This window comes from Dactylosporangium sp. NPDC051087 (assembly GCF_055586325.1).
The window spans coordinates 141033-157460 of the sequence record NZ_JBVJIJ010000018.1; the positions used below are offsets into that span (position 1 = coordinate 141033).

Annotated in this window: 13 protein-coding genes; 9 read left to right on the top strand and 4 right to left on the bottom strand. The window is 70.8% G+C overall.

The annotated features are described in order from the left end of the window. The first annotated feature begins 130 nt into the window (after positions 1-130). The 4 genes from ACZ6TV_RS31730 (at position 131) to ACZ6TV_RS31745 (ending at position 4293) form a co-directional block, all read left to right on the top strand. Positions 131-685, top strand: a complete 555-nt coding sequence (locus ACZ6TV_RS31730; protein ID WP_465300969.1) for a peroxiredoxin family protein — start codon at positions 131-133, stop codon at positions 683-685. Beyond that, entirely contained in the window at positions 682-2448 is a 1767-nt protein-coding gene (locus tag ACZ6TV_RS31735; protein WP_465300970.1) for an ABC transporter ATP-binding protein, read from the top strand. The genes ACZ6TV_RS31730 and ACZ6TV_RS31735 overlap by 4 nt, the downstream gene beginning before the upstream one ends. Then, positions 2445-2882, top strand: coding sequence for a signal peptidase I (gene lepB, locus ACZ6TV_RS31740; protein ID WP_465300971.1), 438 nt, complete (start codon positions 2445-2447; stop codon positions 2880-2882). The genes ACZ6TV_RS31735 and lepB overlap by 4 nt, the downstream gene beginning before the upstream one ends. A gap of 184 nt (positions 2883-3066) precedes the next feature. Next, positions 3067-4293 (top strand): hypothetical protein, encoded by a 1227-nt coding sequence (locus tag ACZ6TV_RS31745; protein WP_465300972.1) that lies wholly within the window; start codon positions 3067-3069, stop codon positions 4291-4293. Between the two features lie 68 nt (positions 4294-4361). On the opposite strand, the gene ACZ6TV_RS31750 is transcribed toward ACZ6TV_RS31745, so the two are convergent. After that, entirely contained in the window at positions 4362-9224 is a 4863-nt protein-coding gene (locus tag ACZ6TV_RS31750; protein WP_465300973.1) for an NAD-glutamate dehydrogenase, read from the bottom strand. A 202-nt stretch (positions 9225-9426) separates the two neighbouring features. Then, on the bottom strand, positions 9427-10059 hold the full coding sequence (locus ACZ6TV_RS31755; RefSeq protein WP_465300974.1) for a TetR/AcrR family transcriptional regulator C-terminal domain-containing protein: 633 nt from the start codon (positions 10057-10059) through the stop codon (positions 9427-9429). A 72-nt stretch (positions 10060-10131) separates the two neighbouring features. On the opposite strand from ACZ6TV_RS31755, the gene ACZ6TV_RS31760 reads away from it, so the two are divergent. Continuing rightward, a complete protein-coding gene (locus tag ACZ6TV_RS31760; protein ID WP_465300975.1) occupies positions 10132-10359 on the top strand; it encodes a hypothetical protein in 228 nt (75 codons plus the stop codon). 23 nt (positions 10360-10382) lie between these two features. Here the strand turns inward: ACZ6TV_RS31760 and ACZ6TV_RS31765 are convergent, their stop codons facing one another. Then, positions 10383-12029 (bottom strand): copper resistance CopC/CopD family protein, encoded by a 1647-nt coding sequence (locus ACZ6TV_RS31765; RefSeq protein WP_465300976.1) that lies wholly within the window; start codon positions 12027-12029, stop codon positions 10383-10385. A 304-nt stretch (positions 12030-12333) separates the two neighbouring features. Here ACZ6TV_RS31765 and ACZ6TV_RS31770 point away from each other — a divergent pair, with 304 nt between their 5' ends. Then, positions 12334-12558 (top strand): tautomerase family protein, encoded by a 225-nt coding sequence (locus ACZ6TV_RS31770; RefSeq protein ID WP_344502098.1) that lies wholly within the window; start codon positions 12334-12336, stop codon positions 12556-12558. Between the two features lie 106 nt (positions 12559-12664). Here ACZ6TV_RS31770 and ACZ6TV_RS31775 read toward each other — a convergent pair whose 3' ends face one another. Further along, positions 12665-13456, bottom strand: coding sequence for an IclR family transcriptional regulator (locus ACZ6TV_RS31775; protein WP_465300977.1), 792 nt, complete (start codon positions 13454-13456; stop codon positions 12665-12667). A gap of 170 nt (positions 13457-13626) precedes the next feature. On the opposite strand from ACZ6TV_RS31775, the gene kduI reads away from it, so the two are divergent. From kduI to ACZ6TV_RS31790, 3 genes are all read left to right on the top strand, one after another. Further along, a complete protein-coding gene (gene kduI / locus ACZ6TV_RS31780) occupies positions 13627-14433 on the top strand; it encodes a 5-dehydro-4-deoxy-D-glucuronate isomerase (protein ID WP_465301102.1) in 807 nt (268 codons plus the stop codon). After that, positions 14430-15182: a 2-dehydro-3-deoxy-D-gluconate 5-dehydrogenase KduD gene (gene kduD / locus ACZ6TV_RS31785; RefSeq protein ID WP_465300978.1), complete on the top strand. Its 753-nt coding sequence runs from the start codon at positions 14430-14432 to the stop codon at positions 15180-15182. Before kduI ends, kduD begins: the two co-directional genes overlap by 4 nt. Positions 15183-15312: 130 nt before the next feature. Further along, a complete protein-coding gene (locus ACZ6TV_RS31790; protein WP_465300979.1) occupies positions 15313-16365 on the top strand; it encodes a sugar ABC transporter substrate-binding protein in 1053 nt (350 codons plus the stop codon). Positions 16366-16428 lie beyond the last annotated feature (63 nt).

The following is a 16428-nucleotide window of genomic DNA, read 5'->3' on the forward strand; positions in this document are numbered from 1 at the left end:
GGAAGATCGGCACATTCCGGCGATACGCGCTGTATATCGCGAAACCGCGGAAATGTATGGGGAAGGTACCCGCAATGTATCCGCGCTGCATACCGTCACCCGGCATGCCGACCTGCCCGAGGAGTTGCTGATGGGTATTCTGACCGCCGCCGTGGTGATCGTGGGCGCATTGTGCGTGATCGATCTCCTGCTCACCGTGGGTGTCATCCGCCGGCTCCGCGAGCACACCGAGCTGCTCGCCGCCGGCGGCGTCCAGCGCGGCGTGGCCGGCGACCCGATCCAGCTGCTCGAAGAGGGCACCCAGGTCGCCGACTTCGCCGCCACGACCACCGACGACGAGCCGATCTCCCGCGAGATGCTCCCGGCGATGAGCGTCGTCGCCTTCTTCTCGCCGGGCTGCAAGCCCTGCGGCGCGATGATCCCCGCCTTCACCGACTACGCCGCCACCCTGCCCGGCGGGCGCGCGCAGGTCCTGGCGGTCGTCGTCGGGGACGTCCAGCAGGCCGGTGCGTACGCCGACATGCTCACGCCCGTCGCGCGGGTCGTCACCGAAGGGTTCGAGGGCCAGATCTCCGAGGCCTTCAAGTCCCGGACCTATCCCGCGCTGTACGTGCTGGACGGTGCGGGCAAGGTGGTCAGCAGCGGCACCGAGATGACGGTGCTGCCGAAGCCGTCGATGCGATGAGACGCAGCGCCGCCGAGGCGGGAGGCCTTGTCTGGCGTACCGCCCCCGCCCTGACCGTCCTGTACGGACTGGTCACCCTCGTCGAGGCGGTCGCTCCCGTCGCGGTGGCGTGGCTGACGAAGTCCATCCTCGATCGGCTCGTCGGTGACGGGCCGATCGCGGCGCTCGCGGCCGCGCTCGCGGCCACCGGCGTGGTGGTCGCCCTGGTGCCGCAGCTCGGCCGGTTCCTGAGCAACGACCTGGGCCGCCGGGTGGGTCTCGGCGCGGCGGAGCGCCTCTTCACGGCGACCGACCGGTTCGTGGGGCTCGCGCCCTTCGAGAACCCGTCCTTCCTCGATCGCCTGCGCCTGGCGCAGCAGGGCGTCAGCGACACCGGCAACCTCGTGACCGGGGTCTTCGGGCTCGGCCGCAGCGCGGTGAGCCTCGTCGGGTACCTCGCCGCCCTCACCGTGATCAGTCCGATGGTGACCGCGGTCGTCGTGGTCGCCGCCCTGCCCTCGGTGTGGGCCGAGTTCGGGCTGTCGCGCAACCGGGCGGGCGTGCTGTGGCAGATCGCGCCGCACCAGCGCCGGGAGTTCTTCTACGGGCAGCTGCTCAGCACCGTCGAGGCCGCCAAGGAGATCCGCCTGTTCGACCTCGGGTCGTTCCTGCTGGAGCGGATGCTCGGCGAGCGGCGCACCGCCGACGCCGCCGAGCGGCGGATGGACCGCAAGGACCTGCTCACGCACGCCGGGCTGGAGGCGCTCGGCGCCCTCGTCACCGGTGGCGCCCTCGTGTGGGCGCTGCTCGCCGCCCGCCGCGGTCAGCTGACGATCGGCGACGTCTCGATGTTCATCCTCGCGGTGGCCGGGGTCCGCTCGGCGCTGGGCGGGCTGATCAGGGACGCGGCCGGCACCCACCAGCGGCTGCTGATGTTCGGGCACTTCACCCAGATCGTCCACAGTGGACCGGATCTCGCGCTGCCCGCCCGGCCGGTCGCGCTGCCGGGACTGCGAGGGTCGATCGAGCTGCGGGACGTCTGGTTCCGCTACAGCGACGAGCATCCGTGGATCTTGCGCGGGGTCGATCTCACCATCCCGCACGGCACCGCCGTGGCGCTCGTCGGGCTCAACGGCGCCGGGAAGTCGACCCTGGTCAAGCTGCTGTGCCGGCTGTACGACCCGACGAAGGGCGCGATCCTGTGGGACGGCACCGACCTGCGTGACGTCGACCCGGCCCGGCTCCGCGAGCGGATCGGTGCGGTGTTCCAGGACCACATGGCCTACGACTTCACGGCCGCCGACAACATCGCCGTGGGTGACCTGAGCGCGCTGGGCGACCTGGACCGGATCAGCGCCGCGGCGGTCCGCGCGGGCGCCCACGACAAGCTCGCCGCCCTCCCCGGCGGCTACGGCACCATGCTGACCCGGATGTTCGCGGACGGCACCGACACCGGCGTCATGCTGTCGGGCGGCCAGTGGCAGCGGGTCGCGCTGGCCCGCGCCTTCCTGCGCGACGGGTGCGACCTGATGATCCTCGACGAGCCCAGCTCCGGACTCGACCCGGAGGCCGAGCACGACGTGCACGAACGCATGCTCGAGCACCGCGCCGACCGGACCAGCCTGCTGATCTCGCATCGGCTCAACGCGGTGCGGGAGGCCGACCGGATCGCCGTGCTCGACGACGGCGTGATCACCGAGCTGGGCGGGCACGACGAGCTGATCGAGGCGGGTGGCGTCTACGCCCGGCTCTTCAAGATGCAGGCGAACGGGTACGCGTCATGACGCTCATCGCGATCGCTGTGCTGCTCGGCCTGGTGGCGGCCGCCGCGATCTGGGCGGGCCGGCGGTTCGTGGTCGTCACCGTCGACGGCGGGAGCATGCGGCCCACCTTCGCCGACGGCGACCGGGTGCTCGTGCGCCGGGCGACGCTCGGGCGCGTCCGCACCGGGGACGTCGTCGTCATGCGGCACACCCCAGGCCCGCACACGATCTATCACGTCATCAAGCGGGCGGTCGCCGTGCCCGGCGACCCGGTGCCCCGCGACCGGGTCCCGCCGCTCGCCGGCGTGCCGGAGCCCACGGTGCCGTCCGGCAAGCTCGTGCTGCTCGGCGACAGCCCGATCAGCACCGATTCCCGGCATTACGGATACGCCGAGGAGCGCCACCTCCTCGGCGTGGTCGTCCGCAGAATGGTCACCCCGACCGCGTCGCGTTGAGCGCCGCCAGACAGATAAGAATGGTTTACGCAATATGATAGGAGTGGTTCAGGCAATAATTTCTGAGTGGTTCAGGCAAATGCTTCGTGATTGGCGTCCGTACGTCAAGAAATTGGCGCCCGACGCTGCCCGGAGCTGCGTTACGGACTATCAATCGGCGTATTGATCATGAACAATTGCTGTCATGAATTTACCGCGCAAAGGCCGGTCCGCCATGGTGCCCGGCCGTGCCTGGCCACGAACCACCACCGCCTTCGCCGCCGCTGCCGTCGCGGCGCTCACACTGCTCGTCGGGGTGTCCGCCACACCCGCCGCCGCGGAAACCGGCACCGCGAGCACCGCCAAGAGCGCCGGGACGTCCACCATCACCGGCGGCAACTCGGACGTCGCCGCGAAGCCGGTGCCGGCGCCGCCGTCGCACGGGCCGAACGTGCACCTCGGCACGGGGGTGCCGCCGAAACCGGCCGTGCCGCAGCGGCAGTCCGTCCAGGCCGCCGCCGCCTGGCAGGTGACCCTCAACGTGCCCGGCGCGGTGCGCACCAGCGAGGGTGTGCTGACCTCGGTGCTGTGGGTCACGCAGAGCGTCCACATCACGGCGACGGCGAATCAGGACCTCGGCCCGACGCCGTACTACATCCGGATCTACCGCAACTCCACGCAGTTCGCGATCTGCGGCACCGGCACCTCCTGCTCGTTCGACGCGACCAGCGCGGTGATCGACTCGGCCTGGTTCAGCGCGGACATCAGCGACGCCGCCGGCAACCGGATCGTCGCGTCGAACCCGCCGTCCGTCCTGGTCGACTGGCACTCCACGAGCGTCGAACTGCGCACCAGCCAGACGACGACCAGCATCGGCGGCGCCGTGACGCTGACCGCGTCGACGTCGTTCGACGTCGGCCCGTCGCCGTTCTACACGCAGATCTTCGACCTGACCACCGGCACCAGGGTGCAGATCTGCGGGACCGGCACCAGCTGCGCGGTCACCATCGCCCAGTCGATCGCGACGACGCGCAGATACCGGGCGTTCGTGTCGCAGAACAGCACCACCCTCCCGCTGCCCGGCGTGCAGGCCGGCAGCCTGATCAACTGGGTCACCTGGTCGAACAGCGGGTTCCGGGTCAGCCTGACGGCGCCGGTGTTCACGGAGACGACCGAGACGGTCACCGCGACGGCGTCGTCGAGCGTGACGCCGACACCGTGGTACATCGAGATCTTCGACGCTGACACCGGTACCCGGATCGCGTTCTGCGGCAACGGGTCGGTCTGTTCGCTGACCGGCTACACCCCGCCCACGCCGAACGTCCAGACCCACCTGGTCGCGTTCATCTCCAGTTTCAGCACGGCCTTCCCGCCGGCCGGCATCCAGGCGTCGTCCAACGTGGTCACGACGCTGCACTACGTTCCGCGCTGACCGCCGCGAACCCGAGCCCGGCGGTCCGGGCCATCCGACGCGGTGGATGGCCCGGACCGTCACGGGGGTCAGGCGGCGGAGGTGCGGACCAGCGTTCTGATCTGGCGGAGCAGCACCGAGATGGCGGCCAGATCGCCCGGGGACTCGCCGAAGTCGCCGATCGCGTTGAGGGTGCGGGCGATCAACGCGGCGTTGCTCAGCTCCCACTCGTGGACCCGGGCCTCGGCGTCGCCGTGGGGAGCCGTCGCGTTGAGGACCTCCGCCGTCAGCGCGGCCAGCGCGGCGTACAGGTCGTAGCGCAACGCCATCCGGGCGAGTGCCTGCCAGCGGTCCTCGCGCGGCAGGTCGGAGATCTTCGACAGCAGGTCGTCGACCCGGAAGCGTTCCGAGATCACGTAGTAGATCGTGGCTACCTCGTTGACGTCCTGGCCGGTCTCGGAGGCGACCTCGACGATGTCGAGCAGGCCGAAGCCGTACATGATCCGGGTCGTCATGTCGGCGATGTCCGCGGGCAGGCCCAGCTCGCGCAGCGCGGCCGCGTTGGTGTGCAGCGCCTCGCGCTCCCGGCCGCGGAACAGCGTCTCCAGCTGCGGCAGCAGGCGCGAGATGCCGGGGCGCAGGCGGGCGATCTCGCCGGGCACGTCGATCGGCAGGCGCCGGTTGGAGACCAGCCAGCGCACCGCCCGGTCGAGCAGGCGGCGGGTCTCCAGGCTGACCGCCGTCTGCGCCTGCGTCGGGACCTGGTTGTCGAGGGACTCGACGGCGCTGTGCAGCTCGCCCAGCCCGTACACGTCCCGGATCACCACGGACGCCCGGAGGATGTCGGCGGCGCCGGCCCCGGTCTCCTCGGCGACGCGGTGGAAGAACGACGGGTCGCTGTGGTTGACGGCCTCGTTGACGACCTGCGTGGTGACGATCTCGCGGCGCAGCGGGTGCTCGGCCATCGCCTCGGCGAAGCGCCCCCGTAGCGGGGTCGGGAAGTAGTCGACGAGCACCCCGCTGGTCCAGCCCTCGTCGGGGAGGCCGGAGTCGAGGATCTCGTGCTCGAGGACGATCTTCGCGTAGGACAGCAGGACGGCGAACTCCGGCGAGGTCAGCGCGACGCCGTCCGCGGCCCGCGCGTCGAGCTCCTCGTCGGTCGGCAGCTCCTCCAGGGCCCGGTCGAGCTGGCCGCGCCGCTCCAGGTCGGCGATGAGCCGCCGGTGCACCGGCAGCAGCGAGCGGGACTGCGCGCGGGCGTTGCCCAGCGCGGTGGCCTGGTCGTAGTTGTCCTTCAGGACCAGCTCGCCGACCTCGTCGGTCATCTCGGCGAGCAGCGGGTTGCGGTCCTTCGGGTCGAGCGCGCCGTCGGCGACCGCGCGGTCGAGCAGGATCTTGATGTTGACCTCGTGGTCGGAGCAGTCGACGCCGGCGGAGTTGTCGATGAAGTCGGTCGCGACGCGGCCACCGGCGAGCGCGAACTCGATCCGGCCGCGCTGGGTCAGGCCGAGGTTGCCGCCCTCGCCGACGACCCTGGCGCGCAGCTCCCGGCCGTTGATCCGGAGGTAGTCGTTGGCCTTGTCGCCGACGTCGGTGTGCGACTCGGTGGCGGCCTTGACGTAGGTGCCGATGCCGCCGTTCCAGAACAGGTCGACCGAGGCCGACAGGATCGCGTGCATCAGCTCGTTGGGCGTCAGTGCGGTGACCGCCGCCGGGATGCCGAGCGCCTCCTTCGCCTCCGGGGAGATCGGGATCGACTTCGCCGTCCGCGGATGCACGCCGCCGCCGGCGGAGATCAGCGACCTGTCGTAGTCGTCCCACGAGGACCGGGGCAGCGCGAAGAGCCGGGCCCGCTCCTGGAACGACGTCGCGGCGTCGGGGTCCGGGTCGATGAAGATGTGCCGGTGGTCGAAGGCCGCGACCAGCCGGATGTGCCGGGAGAGCAGCATCCCGTTGCCGAACACGTCACCGGACATGTCACCGACCCCGACCACCGTGAAGTCGGCGGTCTGCGTGTCGACGCCGAGCTCGCGGAAGTGCCGCTTCACGGACTCCCAGGCACCCTTCGCGGTGATGCCCATCCGCTTGTGGTCATAGCCCGCGGAGCCGCCGGAGGCGAACGCGTCGCCGAGCCAGAACCCGTTCCGCACGGAGATCTCGTTGGCGATGTCGGAGAACGTCGCGGTGCCCTTGTCCGCGGCGACCACCAGGTAAGGGTCGTCGGGATCGTGGCGCACCACGTCGGGCGGCGCGACGACCTTGCCGCCGTCGAGGTTGTCGGTCACGTCGAGCAGCGCCGAGATGAACAGCTGATAGCACTCGGCGGCCTCGTCACGGTCGCCCGGCTTCTCCTTGAGGACGAAGCCGCCCTTGGCACCGGTCGGCACGATGACCGCGTTCTTGACCACCTGCGCCTTGACCAGACCGAGGATCTCGGTGCGGAAGTCCTCGCGCCGGTCGGACCAGCGCAGGCCGCCCCGCGCCACCGCGCCGAAGCGCAGGTGGACACCTTCGAACCTGGGCGAGTAGACGAAGATCTCGAACTTCGGCCGCGGCGCAGGCAGGTCCGGGATCGACTGCGGGTCGAGCTTGAACGCCGTGTACGACTTGGGCCGCCCCTGCTCGCCGCGCTGGAAGAACGACGTGCGCAGCGTCGCCTGGATGGCGTGCAGGAAGGAGCGCAGGATGCGGTCCTGGTCGAGGCTGGTCACCGTCTCGAGGTCCTCGTTGACCGCCGCGACCATCTCCTTCGACCACTCCGACCGCGCGATCTCCGACAGCTGCAGCCGCAGGTCGAAGCGGGCCGTGAACAGGTCCAGGAGCTTCGAGGCGATCGCCGGGTACTGCAGCAGCGTCGACTCCATGTAGTCCTGCGAGAACACGGTGCCGGCCTGGCGCAGGTACTTCGCGTACGCCCGCAGGACGACGACCTCGCGCCAGGTGAGGCCGGCCTTCAGCGCCAGGGCGTTGAACTTGTCGACCTCGGCCTCACCGTGCCAGGTGGCGGAGAACGCGTTCTCCAGGTGGGGGCGCACCTCGGTGATCGTTCGCGCGTCGGGCGGCAGCTGCAGGCCGAAGTCGTAGAGGTAGATGGTGCCGTCGGCGCGGACGATCTCGTAGGGGCGCTCGTCGGTGACCCGCACGCCGAGGGAGTGCAGCACCGGGAGCACGGCGGAGAGGATCATCGGCCGGCCGTAGCGGAGGACCTTGAACCGGACGTCGCTCTCGGCCTGGTGGCGCCGGTAGACGTGCATGACGAGCTGCCCCGGCACGTCGAGCAGCTCCAGCTTGGCGACGTCCTGCACCGCCTCGTACGGCGTGTGCTCGTTCTTGTACGTGTCCGACAGCGCGCCGGCGTACCGCTGGTAGAGCACCTTGGCCTGGTGCTCGTCCTCGATCTTGCGTTCCAGCACCAGCCGGAAGTCGTCGTCCCACAGCCGGGTGGCGTCGGAGAGCCGCTCGGTGAGACGGCGGACGTTGACGTCGCCGGGCGGGTTGCCGGGCTCGGTGCGCACGATGAAGTGCACCCGGGCGAACTTGGACTCGCTGACGCGGGTGGTGTAGTCGACGCCGACGCCGTTGAGCTCGGCGAGCAGGATCTGCTGGATGCGCAGCCGGTTGGCGGTGGTGAACCGGTCCCGGGGCAGGTAGACCAGACAGGAGATGAAGCGGCCGTAGGCGTCGCGGCGCAGGAACAGCCGCAGCTGCAGGCGGCCGGCCAGGCGCAGGACGCCCATGACGGCCCGGAACAGCTCGTCGGTGGTGATCTGGAACAGCTCGTCGCGCGGATAGGTCTCGAGGGTCTCCATCAGCTCCCTGCCGGAGTGGCTGCGCTGCGACAGCCCCGAGCGCTCCACCACCTCGGCGACCTTGCGTCTGACCACCGGCAGGTCCCGCACGCTGGTCCGGTAGGCCGCCGAGGAGAACAGCCCCAGGAAGCGCTTCTCGCCGACCACGTTGCCGTCGGCGTCGAACAGCTTGAAGCCGATGTAGTCCAGATACGCCGAACGGTGCACGGTGGCACGCGAGCTGGCCTTGGTGATGATCAGCAGGCGCTTCTCCAGCGCCTTGGCGTAGGCCTCGGCGGTCATCGAGCTCAGCACCCGCGGGTGCGGCTGGTCGGCGCGCAGGATGCCCAGGCCCGAGCCGAGCACCGCCTGCAGCAGCTCCTCACCGTCGTCGTCCCTGCTCAGCCGGTACTCCCGGTAGCCGAGGAACGTGAAGTGGTCGTCGGCGAGCCAGCGCAGCAGCTCGACGGAGTCGGTGATGTCCTTGTCGGGCACCGGCAGCTGCGCGCTGCCGAGCTCGTCGGCGAGGGTGAGCGCCTGGGTGCGCATCTTCTGCCAGTCCTCGACCGCCTCACGCACGTCGTCGAGCACCCGGGCCAGGTCGTTGCGCAGCTCCTCGAGATCGGCCTCGGCGCGGATCCGGTCGACCTCGATGCGGATCCAGCTCTCCACGATGTCGCCGGGCGCGGCGTCCTCGGGCTCGACGCCGCCCCGGACCCGCTCCAGCGCACCCAGCGGCGCCCGCCGTACGACGACGAGCGGGTGCACCAGCATGCTCACGTCGATGTCGCGCGACGACAACGCACTGGTGACCGAGTCGACGAGGAACGGCATGTCGTCGGTGACGATCTCCAGCGACGTGCCGCCGGCGACGCCCCTGCCCAGGCGCAGCTTCAGCTCGCCGGGCACCCGCTGCCGGGCCAGCTCCAGGTGTGCCCGGGTGATCTCGACCATCTGGGCCACCTGGCAGCCGGCCAGCTCCTCGTCGGGCACCAGGCGCCAGTAGCGCGCGACCAGCTCAGGGTCGGCGTCCTGGGCCGGCGCCAGCGCGACGGCCTCCTCGACCAGGTGCTCCGCGTCGGGCAGGTACTGCTCCAGCCCGTCGTCTTCGACCGCGGGTCCGGCGCTTCTGGCCTTCACCCGGCCGGCCGTAGGCCGGTTCATCGGTTGTTCCCCCTCACCCACGGCGCTGTGGGTCCGAGCTTCGTGTTCGGTCCGTCCCAGCGGCGGTGGAGTGGCTCGTGGGGCACCAAATCCGCTCGAAAGTGGACAAGGTGGCCACGTCTGTAGTGTCTCTCGACCTGCTCGGACCGGCCAGGATCGCCGGGTCCGGCGGATCAGGCGGTCGACGAGCCCGGACGGCCGGTCAGACGGTGGCCCCGGCGGTGACCGCGGCGCCCGCGATGACCACCTCCAGGCAGTCGCGGAACAGGTCGTCCACGGTGCGGCCGGGCCGGAAGTATTCGGCGATGGCGGCGACCGCGGTCGGGTGCCGCTCGGTGAACGCGGCCATGTCGAAGGTCTTCAGCGCCTGCGCGTCCGGTCGGGGAGCCTGCTCCTCGAGGACGTGGCCGACCGTGAAGCGCTCGACGGTCAGGACGATCACGCGGGCCTGTCGCAGCGGGACGCCGCGCGCCACCAGGGCGCTCATGGCCAGTTCGGAGATCGCCGCCATGGTGACGGAGAGCTGGGCGGCGGAGACCACCCGGGCGCCGTCCGGGTGGGCGAGCAGCGCCCGGCGCAGCCGCCCGGCCAGGCCGCTCAACCAGTCCTGCCAGTGCTGGTCCGGCTCGGGCGGTGACATGTCGCCGAGCTCCTGGTCGAGGATCGCGTCGGCGATCGCGGTGACCAGGGCCGCCTTGTTGGGCAGGTGCCAGTAGAGGGTCGGCGACTGCACGCCGAGCCGCGCGGCGAGCTTGCGGGTCGTCACGCCGTCGAGGCCCTCGGCGTCCAGCAGGGCGACGGCCTCGCTGACGATCCGCTGTCGGTCCAGCGCCAATTCCGGTACCTCCCGCCGGCACTCTATCAGTGCTAAAGTCTCTCTATCACTGATAGAGAGAAGGAGACGACGATGACGGTCAAGCCTTCGCTGCACCGGGTGACCCATCGCATTCCCGGAGTTCCCGCGCACGCCGAGCGGCCGGCCGGGCATCAGGGCACGACGGGTCACGGCCGCGGGGCCCACCCCGTGCCGAACCATCGGCCGAACCATCGGTGGAACCACTCGCCCGCCCGCCCTCCCCGGTTCCTGCCGGCCTGGCAGCGCCGGATCGCGGCGTTCTTCGACCGGGAGCGGTGAACACCGCGGGGAGCCGGGGAAGATCATCCCCTGACGACGAACTCCAGCTCGGCCTCGGGGTTGGAGAGCTGGCTGACCCGCAGTGACACCCGCATCCGCCACGTCCCGGGCGCCGAGAGCATGACCTGCGCCGTGTAGAAGCCCGCCGACACCTGGGTCAGCGGGATGTCGCCGATCGTCGCCCCGGCGGAGGACAGGCGCACCACGGGCGGTGCGACGCCCTCGGTGGGTTCACCGGACGCGGAGCTCAGCCGGAGGATGACGGTGCTGGGGCCGCGGGTGAGCGGGGTGAGGGAGGCCCGCACCGTGATGTCGCCCAGTGTCGTCGTGCGGGTGTCGAAATCGGATCCGGCCGACGCGCTCGCGGGCGGGGAGCCGCTCTCGGGGCTCGTGTCGACGAGGAAGCCGGTGATGAGCAGGGCGACGACGAGGACCGCGCCCTCGATCACGGTGGCGCGCACCACCGGCCTGGCGCGCGCCTGCCGGCCGGCCTTGCTCGCCGCCCGCTTGAGCCGGGGGAGGAGCGACCACCTGTTCCACGCCGCGATGGCGAGCGCGGACAGCGCGACGGCGATCTTGGCCAGTACCAGCCGGCCGTAGCTGGTGTCGACGAGCGCTGACCACGACCCGAGGATCCGCCAGACGAGCAGCGAGCCGGTGGTGACCAGGGCCGCGAGGACGCCGGCGGCGGCGGTGGAGAACCGGGTGAGCGCCTCGGCCGCGGCGACGCCACGACCGGAGAGGGCCGGCAGCGTCAGCGCCAGGCCGGCGAGCCCGCCGAGCCAGACGCCGCCCGCGAGGAGGTGCAGCGCGTCCGCGCCGATGGCGAGGAGTTCGGGGCTCGCCGCGCGGGTGTGCCCGGCCAGCGCGGGGGCCGTGAGCGCGACCGCGGCGGCCACGACCGCCGCGCCGCGCCGCCGCCGCGCCGCCGGATCGGGCTTGAGCAGGGCTACGGCCAGCGCGAGTCCGCCTGCGACGGCTGCGGCGACGGCGTAGTCGGTGCCCGGCAGCGAGGACCAGGTCGCGCCCTGCTTGAGCAGGCCTGGCCCGCCGCCGAGCAGATAGACCGCGGTGATCGGCAGTGCTGCCAGCCATGCCACGGCCGCGACGGCCGCGGCGGCCCGCGCGAAGACGGTGAAGCGGCGGTCGGCGCCGGAGTCGGCGGGCGCGAACATGGCGGCGAACGCGACCAGCCCGGCTGCGAGCAGGAGGCCGGCATAGCCCAGCCCGCGGGCCAGGGTCAGCGTCCAGGGGACCTCCGGGACGCCGCCCGAGCCGGCCGGCGGCGGGGTGACGACGGGGGTGGGCGCGCCGACGGAGAACGTGAGGGCGCCGCTGATGGGGTGCCCGTCCGTCGAGACGACCCGCCAGGTGATCACGGTCGTGCCGCTGCCCAGGGGGCCGGTCAGGACGACCTCGAGGTCCGTGCCCGTGACGGTCGGCCTCGCCGCGACCGGCTCGCCCTTGGCGTCGAAGACCTGGACGCCGCCCGGTACGCCGCGGACGGCTTCGTCGAACGTGAACAGGACCCGGTCCGGCGCGGCCTGCAGCACCGCACCCTCGGCCGGGCTGGATCTGGTGAGGTGGGCGTGTGCGTGCGCCGGCTGGGGGAGACCGAACAGCGTCGCGAGGACGAAGCCCAGCACCAGCAGCGATCGGCGGCGGCTCATGCCCGCCGGCGCTGCCGGACGAGGGCCGCGGCGCCGGCTCGCGCGATGCGCCGGGGCAGCGCACGAGCCTGGATCCGGGCAAATCCGATGTCATTGCGCCGCATGTCGCATCCTTGCGCCTCAGGACGAGTCGTGGTGAGCCGGGCGTGCGGGCTCGCAGTGATTCGACCAACAGGTCGAACCGATGTCAAGTATGTGAACTTGTCCAGGTCGCGCATTGCGGCAAGGAGAGGCTCACGGTAGCGTTCGTTCACATTGGTGAACTGAAGTCCATATGATGGACTGCTGATACGAAAGGGGCACCATGCCGAACATCACCGTCGAGCTGCTCGCGGGCCGGTCCATGGAGCAGCGCAGGGCGTTCGCCCGGGCCGTGGCCGACAACGCCGTCGAGATCCTCGGGGCCCGCCTGCAGGACGTCCGCATGGTGTTCACCGAGATCACCGCGGACGACGTGGCCAACGGCGGCGTCCTGGCCAGCGAGGACGCCTCCCGCGCCGGCGTGGTGGCCGCGCTCGAGAAGCGCTGAGGTCACTGCTCGGCCGCGCCGGTCGATGGCACCGGCGCGGCCCTGAACGGCGAATGGGGCCGGCCCGTGGACACGGGCCGGCCCCCATCGTCGTTCGTGGGCCGGGTCAGCGCGCCAGCCGGTTGTCCCGCATCGCCGACAGCCGGGCCTTCACGCTCAGCAGGGTCTCGATGATGAAGTCCTCGCGGCCGTGCTTGAGGCGGCTGATCGGGACCGCGATGCTGAGCGCGTCGACCGACCGGCGGGAGAAGGGCAGCGCGACGCCGAAGCAGCGCACGCCCAGGCAGGACTCCTCGCTCTCCTCCGAGTAGCCGAGCCGGGCGGCCTTGTCGATGATCGCCAGCAGGGCGCCCCGGTCCGTGATCGTCTGGGCGGTGATGGCCTTGATCTGGTGGGGGACGAGCGTGTCGCGGACGTCCTCGGGCATCTCCGCGAGCATCGCCCGGCCGAGGGCCGTGCTGTACGCGGGAAGCCGGCGACCCACGGCCGAATACATGCGCAGCGGGTGCTTGGACTCGCGCTTGGCCGTGTAGATGATCTCCGCGCCCTCCAGGCGGCCCAGGTGCACGGTCTCCTCGGTGGCGCCCGCGATCTCGTCCATCACGGAGCTGGCGCGCGACAGCACCGGGTCGCCGTCGAGATAGGCCGAACTGACCGTCAGCGTGTGGACGCCGAGCCGGTAGATGCTGCCCGTCTGGTCGGTGTCCAGCCAGCCGCGGGCGCACATGGTGCGCAGGAGCGCGTGCAGGCTGCTCTTCGGGATGCCGAGGCGTTTCGCCAGCTGCAGCTGGGTGCCGGGGCCGTGGGCGGCGATGTCGTCCAGGACGTCGAGGACGCGCGCGGCGGACTTGACCTGCGAGGTGGCGGAACTTCCGTTGACCGTTTTCTCAGTGTCCAACCAGGCCTCCTCATCGGTCGTGCGCGGTACTCCTGGCGTACACACTAAACCACAGTTCACATAGAGGGACAGACTTCAGCCCCTTGACCTGTGATCGGAGCCATAGGTATCGTCGCCTCAGTTCACGTAGCGGAACGTGGTTCACAAACGAGGAGCAAGTCTTGATCGAAGTGAGGTACTCCGCATCGCCGGCCGACGTGGAGACGGCAACGAATGCGGACCTGCGGAAGAACTTCCTCGTGGAGCGCCTGTTCCGTACCGGCGAGGTGCACGGGGTGTACACCCACGACGACCGGCTGGTCGTCGGCGGCGCGGTTCCCGGTGCCGGGCAGCTGGAGCTGCCGGCGTGGGACGTGCTCGGCACGCCGTCGCACCTGGCCCGTCGCGAGCTCGGCATCGTCAACGTCGGCCAGTCCGGCCACGTGCTCGTCAACAATGAGAAGTTCGAGCTCAACCACCTCGACGGACTGTTCGTCGGCCGCGGCAACGAGGTCGTCTTCGCGGGCGCCGACGCCGCGTTCTACTTCGTGTCCGCCCCGGCGCACGCGGCCTACCCCACCACCCTGCTCAGCCACTCGGCGATCGAGCCGGTCAAGCTGGGCACGGCGCAGGGCGCGAGCGAACGCAACCTCTACCGGTACGCGTGGGGGCAGGAGCTGCAGACGTCGGTGCTCCAGTTCGGCGTGACCGTCATCGCCGACGGCTCCGTGTGGAACACGTTCCCGCCGCACCTGCACGACCGGCGCACCGAGGTCTACCTGTACGTCGACCTCGACGAGAAGGACCGGGTCTTCCACATCATGGGCAAGCCCGGCGCCGCCCGTCACCTGGTCATGCGCGACCGCGAGGCCGTCATCTCGCCGCCGTGGTCGATCCACTCGGGCGTCGGCACCGGCTCGTACGCCTTCATCTGGGCGATGGGCGGGGAGAACAACGACTACACCGACCTGACCCCGGTGCCGCTGGAGGATCTGTGAACCCGTTCGACCTGCACGGTCGCCGGGCTGCCGTGACCGGCGCCGGTCGCGGTCTGGGTCAGGCCATCGCCCTCGGGCTCGCCCAGGCGGGCGCCGACCTGGTCCTCCTGGGCCGGCCGGGGAGCCAGTCGGCCACCCGGGACCTGGTGGCGGACCTCGGCCGGGACGTGCAGGTCGTCGACCTCGACGTCAGCGACGTCGAGGCCGTCGAGCGGGTCGCGGCCGGGGTGAACAGCAGGCACCAGGTGGACATCCTGGTCAACAACGCCGGCATCATCGACCGCGAGGACTCGGTGGACGTCCGCCGGCAGGCGTGGAACCGCGTGGTGGACACCAACCTGAACGGGCTGTTCTTCCTCTGCCAGGCGTTCGGGCGCCCGATGACCGAGCGCGGGCAGGGCAAGATCGTGAGCGTCGCCAGCCTGCTCTCCTTCCAGGGCGGCATCCGCGTGGCGTCGTACGCCGCCAGCAAGCACGCCGTCGCCGGCGTCACCAAGGCGCTGGCGAACGAGTGGGGGCCGTTCGGCGTGCAGGTCAACGCCATCGCGCCCGGTTACATGATCACCGACAACACGACCGCGCTGCGCGAGGACCCGGACCGCTCGCGGTCCATCCTCGAGCGAATCCCCGCCGGTCGATGGGGAAACGCCGCCGACATCGCCGGGGCGGCCGTCTTTCTCAGTTCCGCCGCCGCCGACTACGTCAACGGTCACATCCTGGTCGTTGACGGGGGGTGGATGGCGCGCTGACACTGCCGCCATCGGACAACGATGACAGCAGGCTTCTCTCTCTGTTTTGTGCCACCCCCGCCGGATCCTCCGGCACTGAAGAGATTGAGGATCAACCGTGAAGATCAACACTCGCCCCGCCGTAGCCTTATTGAGCCTGTCACTGGCGGCCGCCGCCCTGGCCGGCTGCAGTGAGGAGGCAGCCGGCGGCAACGACGCCGCCAGCGGCGGCGCCTGCAAGCCGTCCGACGTCAAGCTGGTGGGTCAGGTCCGTAACGAGTCCAACCCGTACGAGGCCTCGTGGCTGGCCGGTGGCGACGCGTTCGCCAAGTCGGTCGGTCTCACCCAGGAGCGCCTCACCTACGGCGGCGACTCCACCAAGCAGCAGGAGCAGATCAGCCAGATCCTCGCCCGTGACACCAAGTGCCTCGTCATGAACGTGCTCCCCAACGGCGACTCGGACACCGCGCCGATCGTCAAGGGCGCGGACAAGGCCGGTGCCTACCTCGTCACCCAGTGGAACAAGCCGGCCGACCTGAAGCCGGCCGACTACAAGACGTGGGTCAGCCACATCACGTACAACGGCGTCGAGTCGGGCCAGCAGATCGGCGACGCGCTCGCCACGGCGATCGGGGGCACCGGCGGCATCATCGCGCTGCAGGGCGTCCTGGACACCGCGGCGGCAAAGGACCGGTTCGCCGGCCTCCAGGAGTCGCTCAAGAAGAACCCCGGCGTCACGCTGCTCGACCAGCAGGCCGCCAACTTCTCCCGCGCCGAGGCGCTGACGGTGACCAAGACCCTGCTGACCAAGCACGGCGACAAGGTCAAGGCCATCTGGGCGGCCAACGACGACATGGCGCTCGGTGCGCTGGAAGCCCTCCAGCAGGCCGGCCTTTCCGGCAAGGTGGCGGTCGCCGGCATCGACGCCGTGCCGGACGCCGTCAAGGCGGTCCAGGACGGCACCATGACCGCGACCGTCTCCAGTGACGGCAGCTGGCAGGGCGGCATCGGCCTGGCGATCGGCTTCTGCGTCGCCACCGGCAAGCTCGCGGTCAAGGACATCGCCGCCGCCAACCGGGCGTTCTTCGCCAAGCAGTTCCTGATCACCAAGGCCAACGCCGCGGACTTCTCGCAGCCGAAGACCACCCCGGCCGACTACGAGTGCGGCAACGTCTTCAACCGTGTGGCCGGGCCCCTGACGTGACCATGACAACCGAGGTCGCCACAGCGCCTCGCCGTAGCTCTCGGCGAGGCGCGTCGTTCCGAG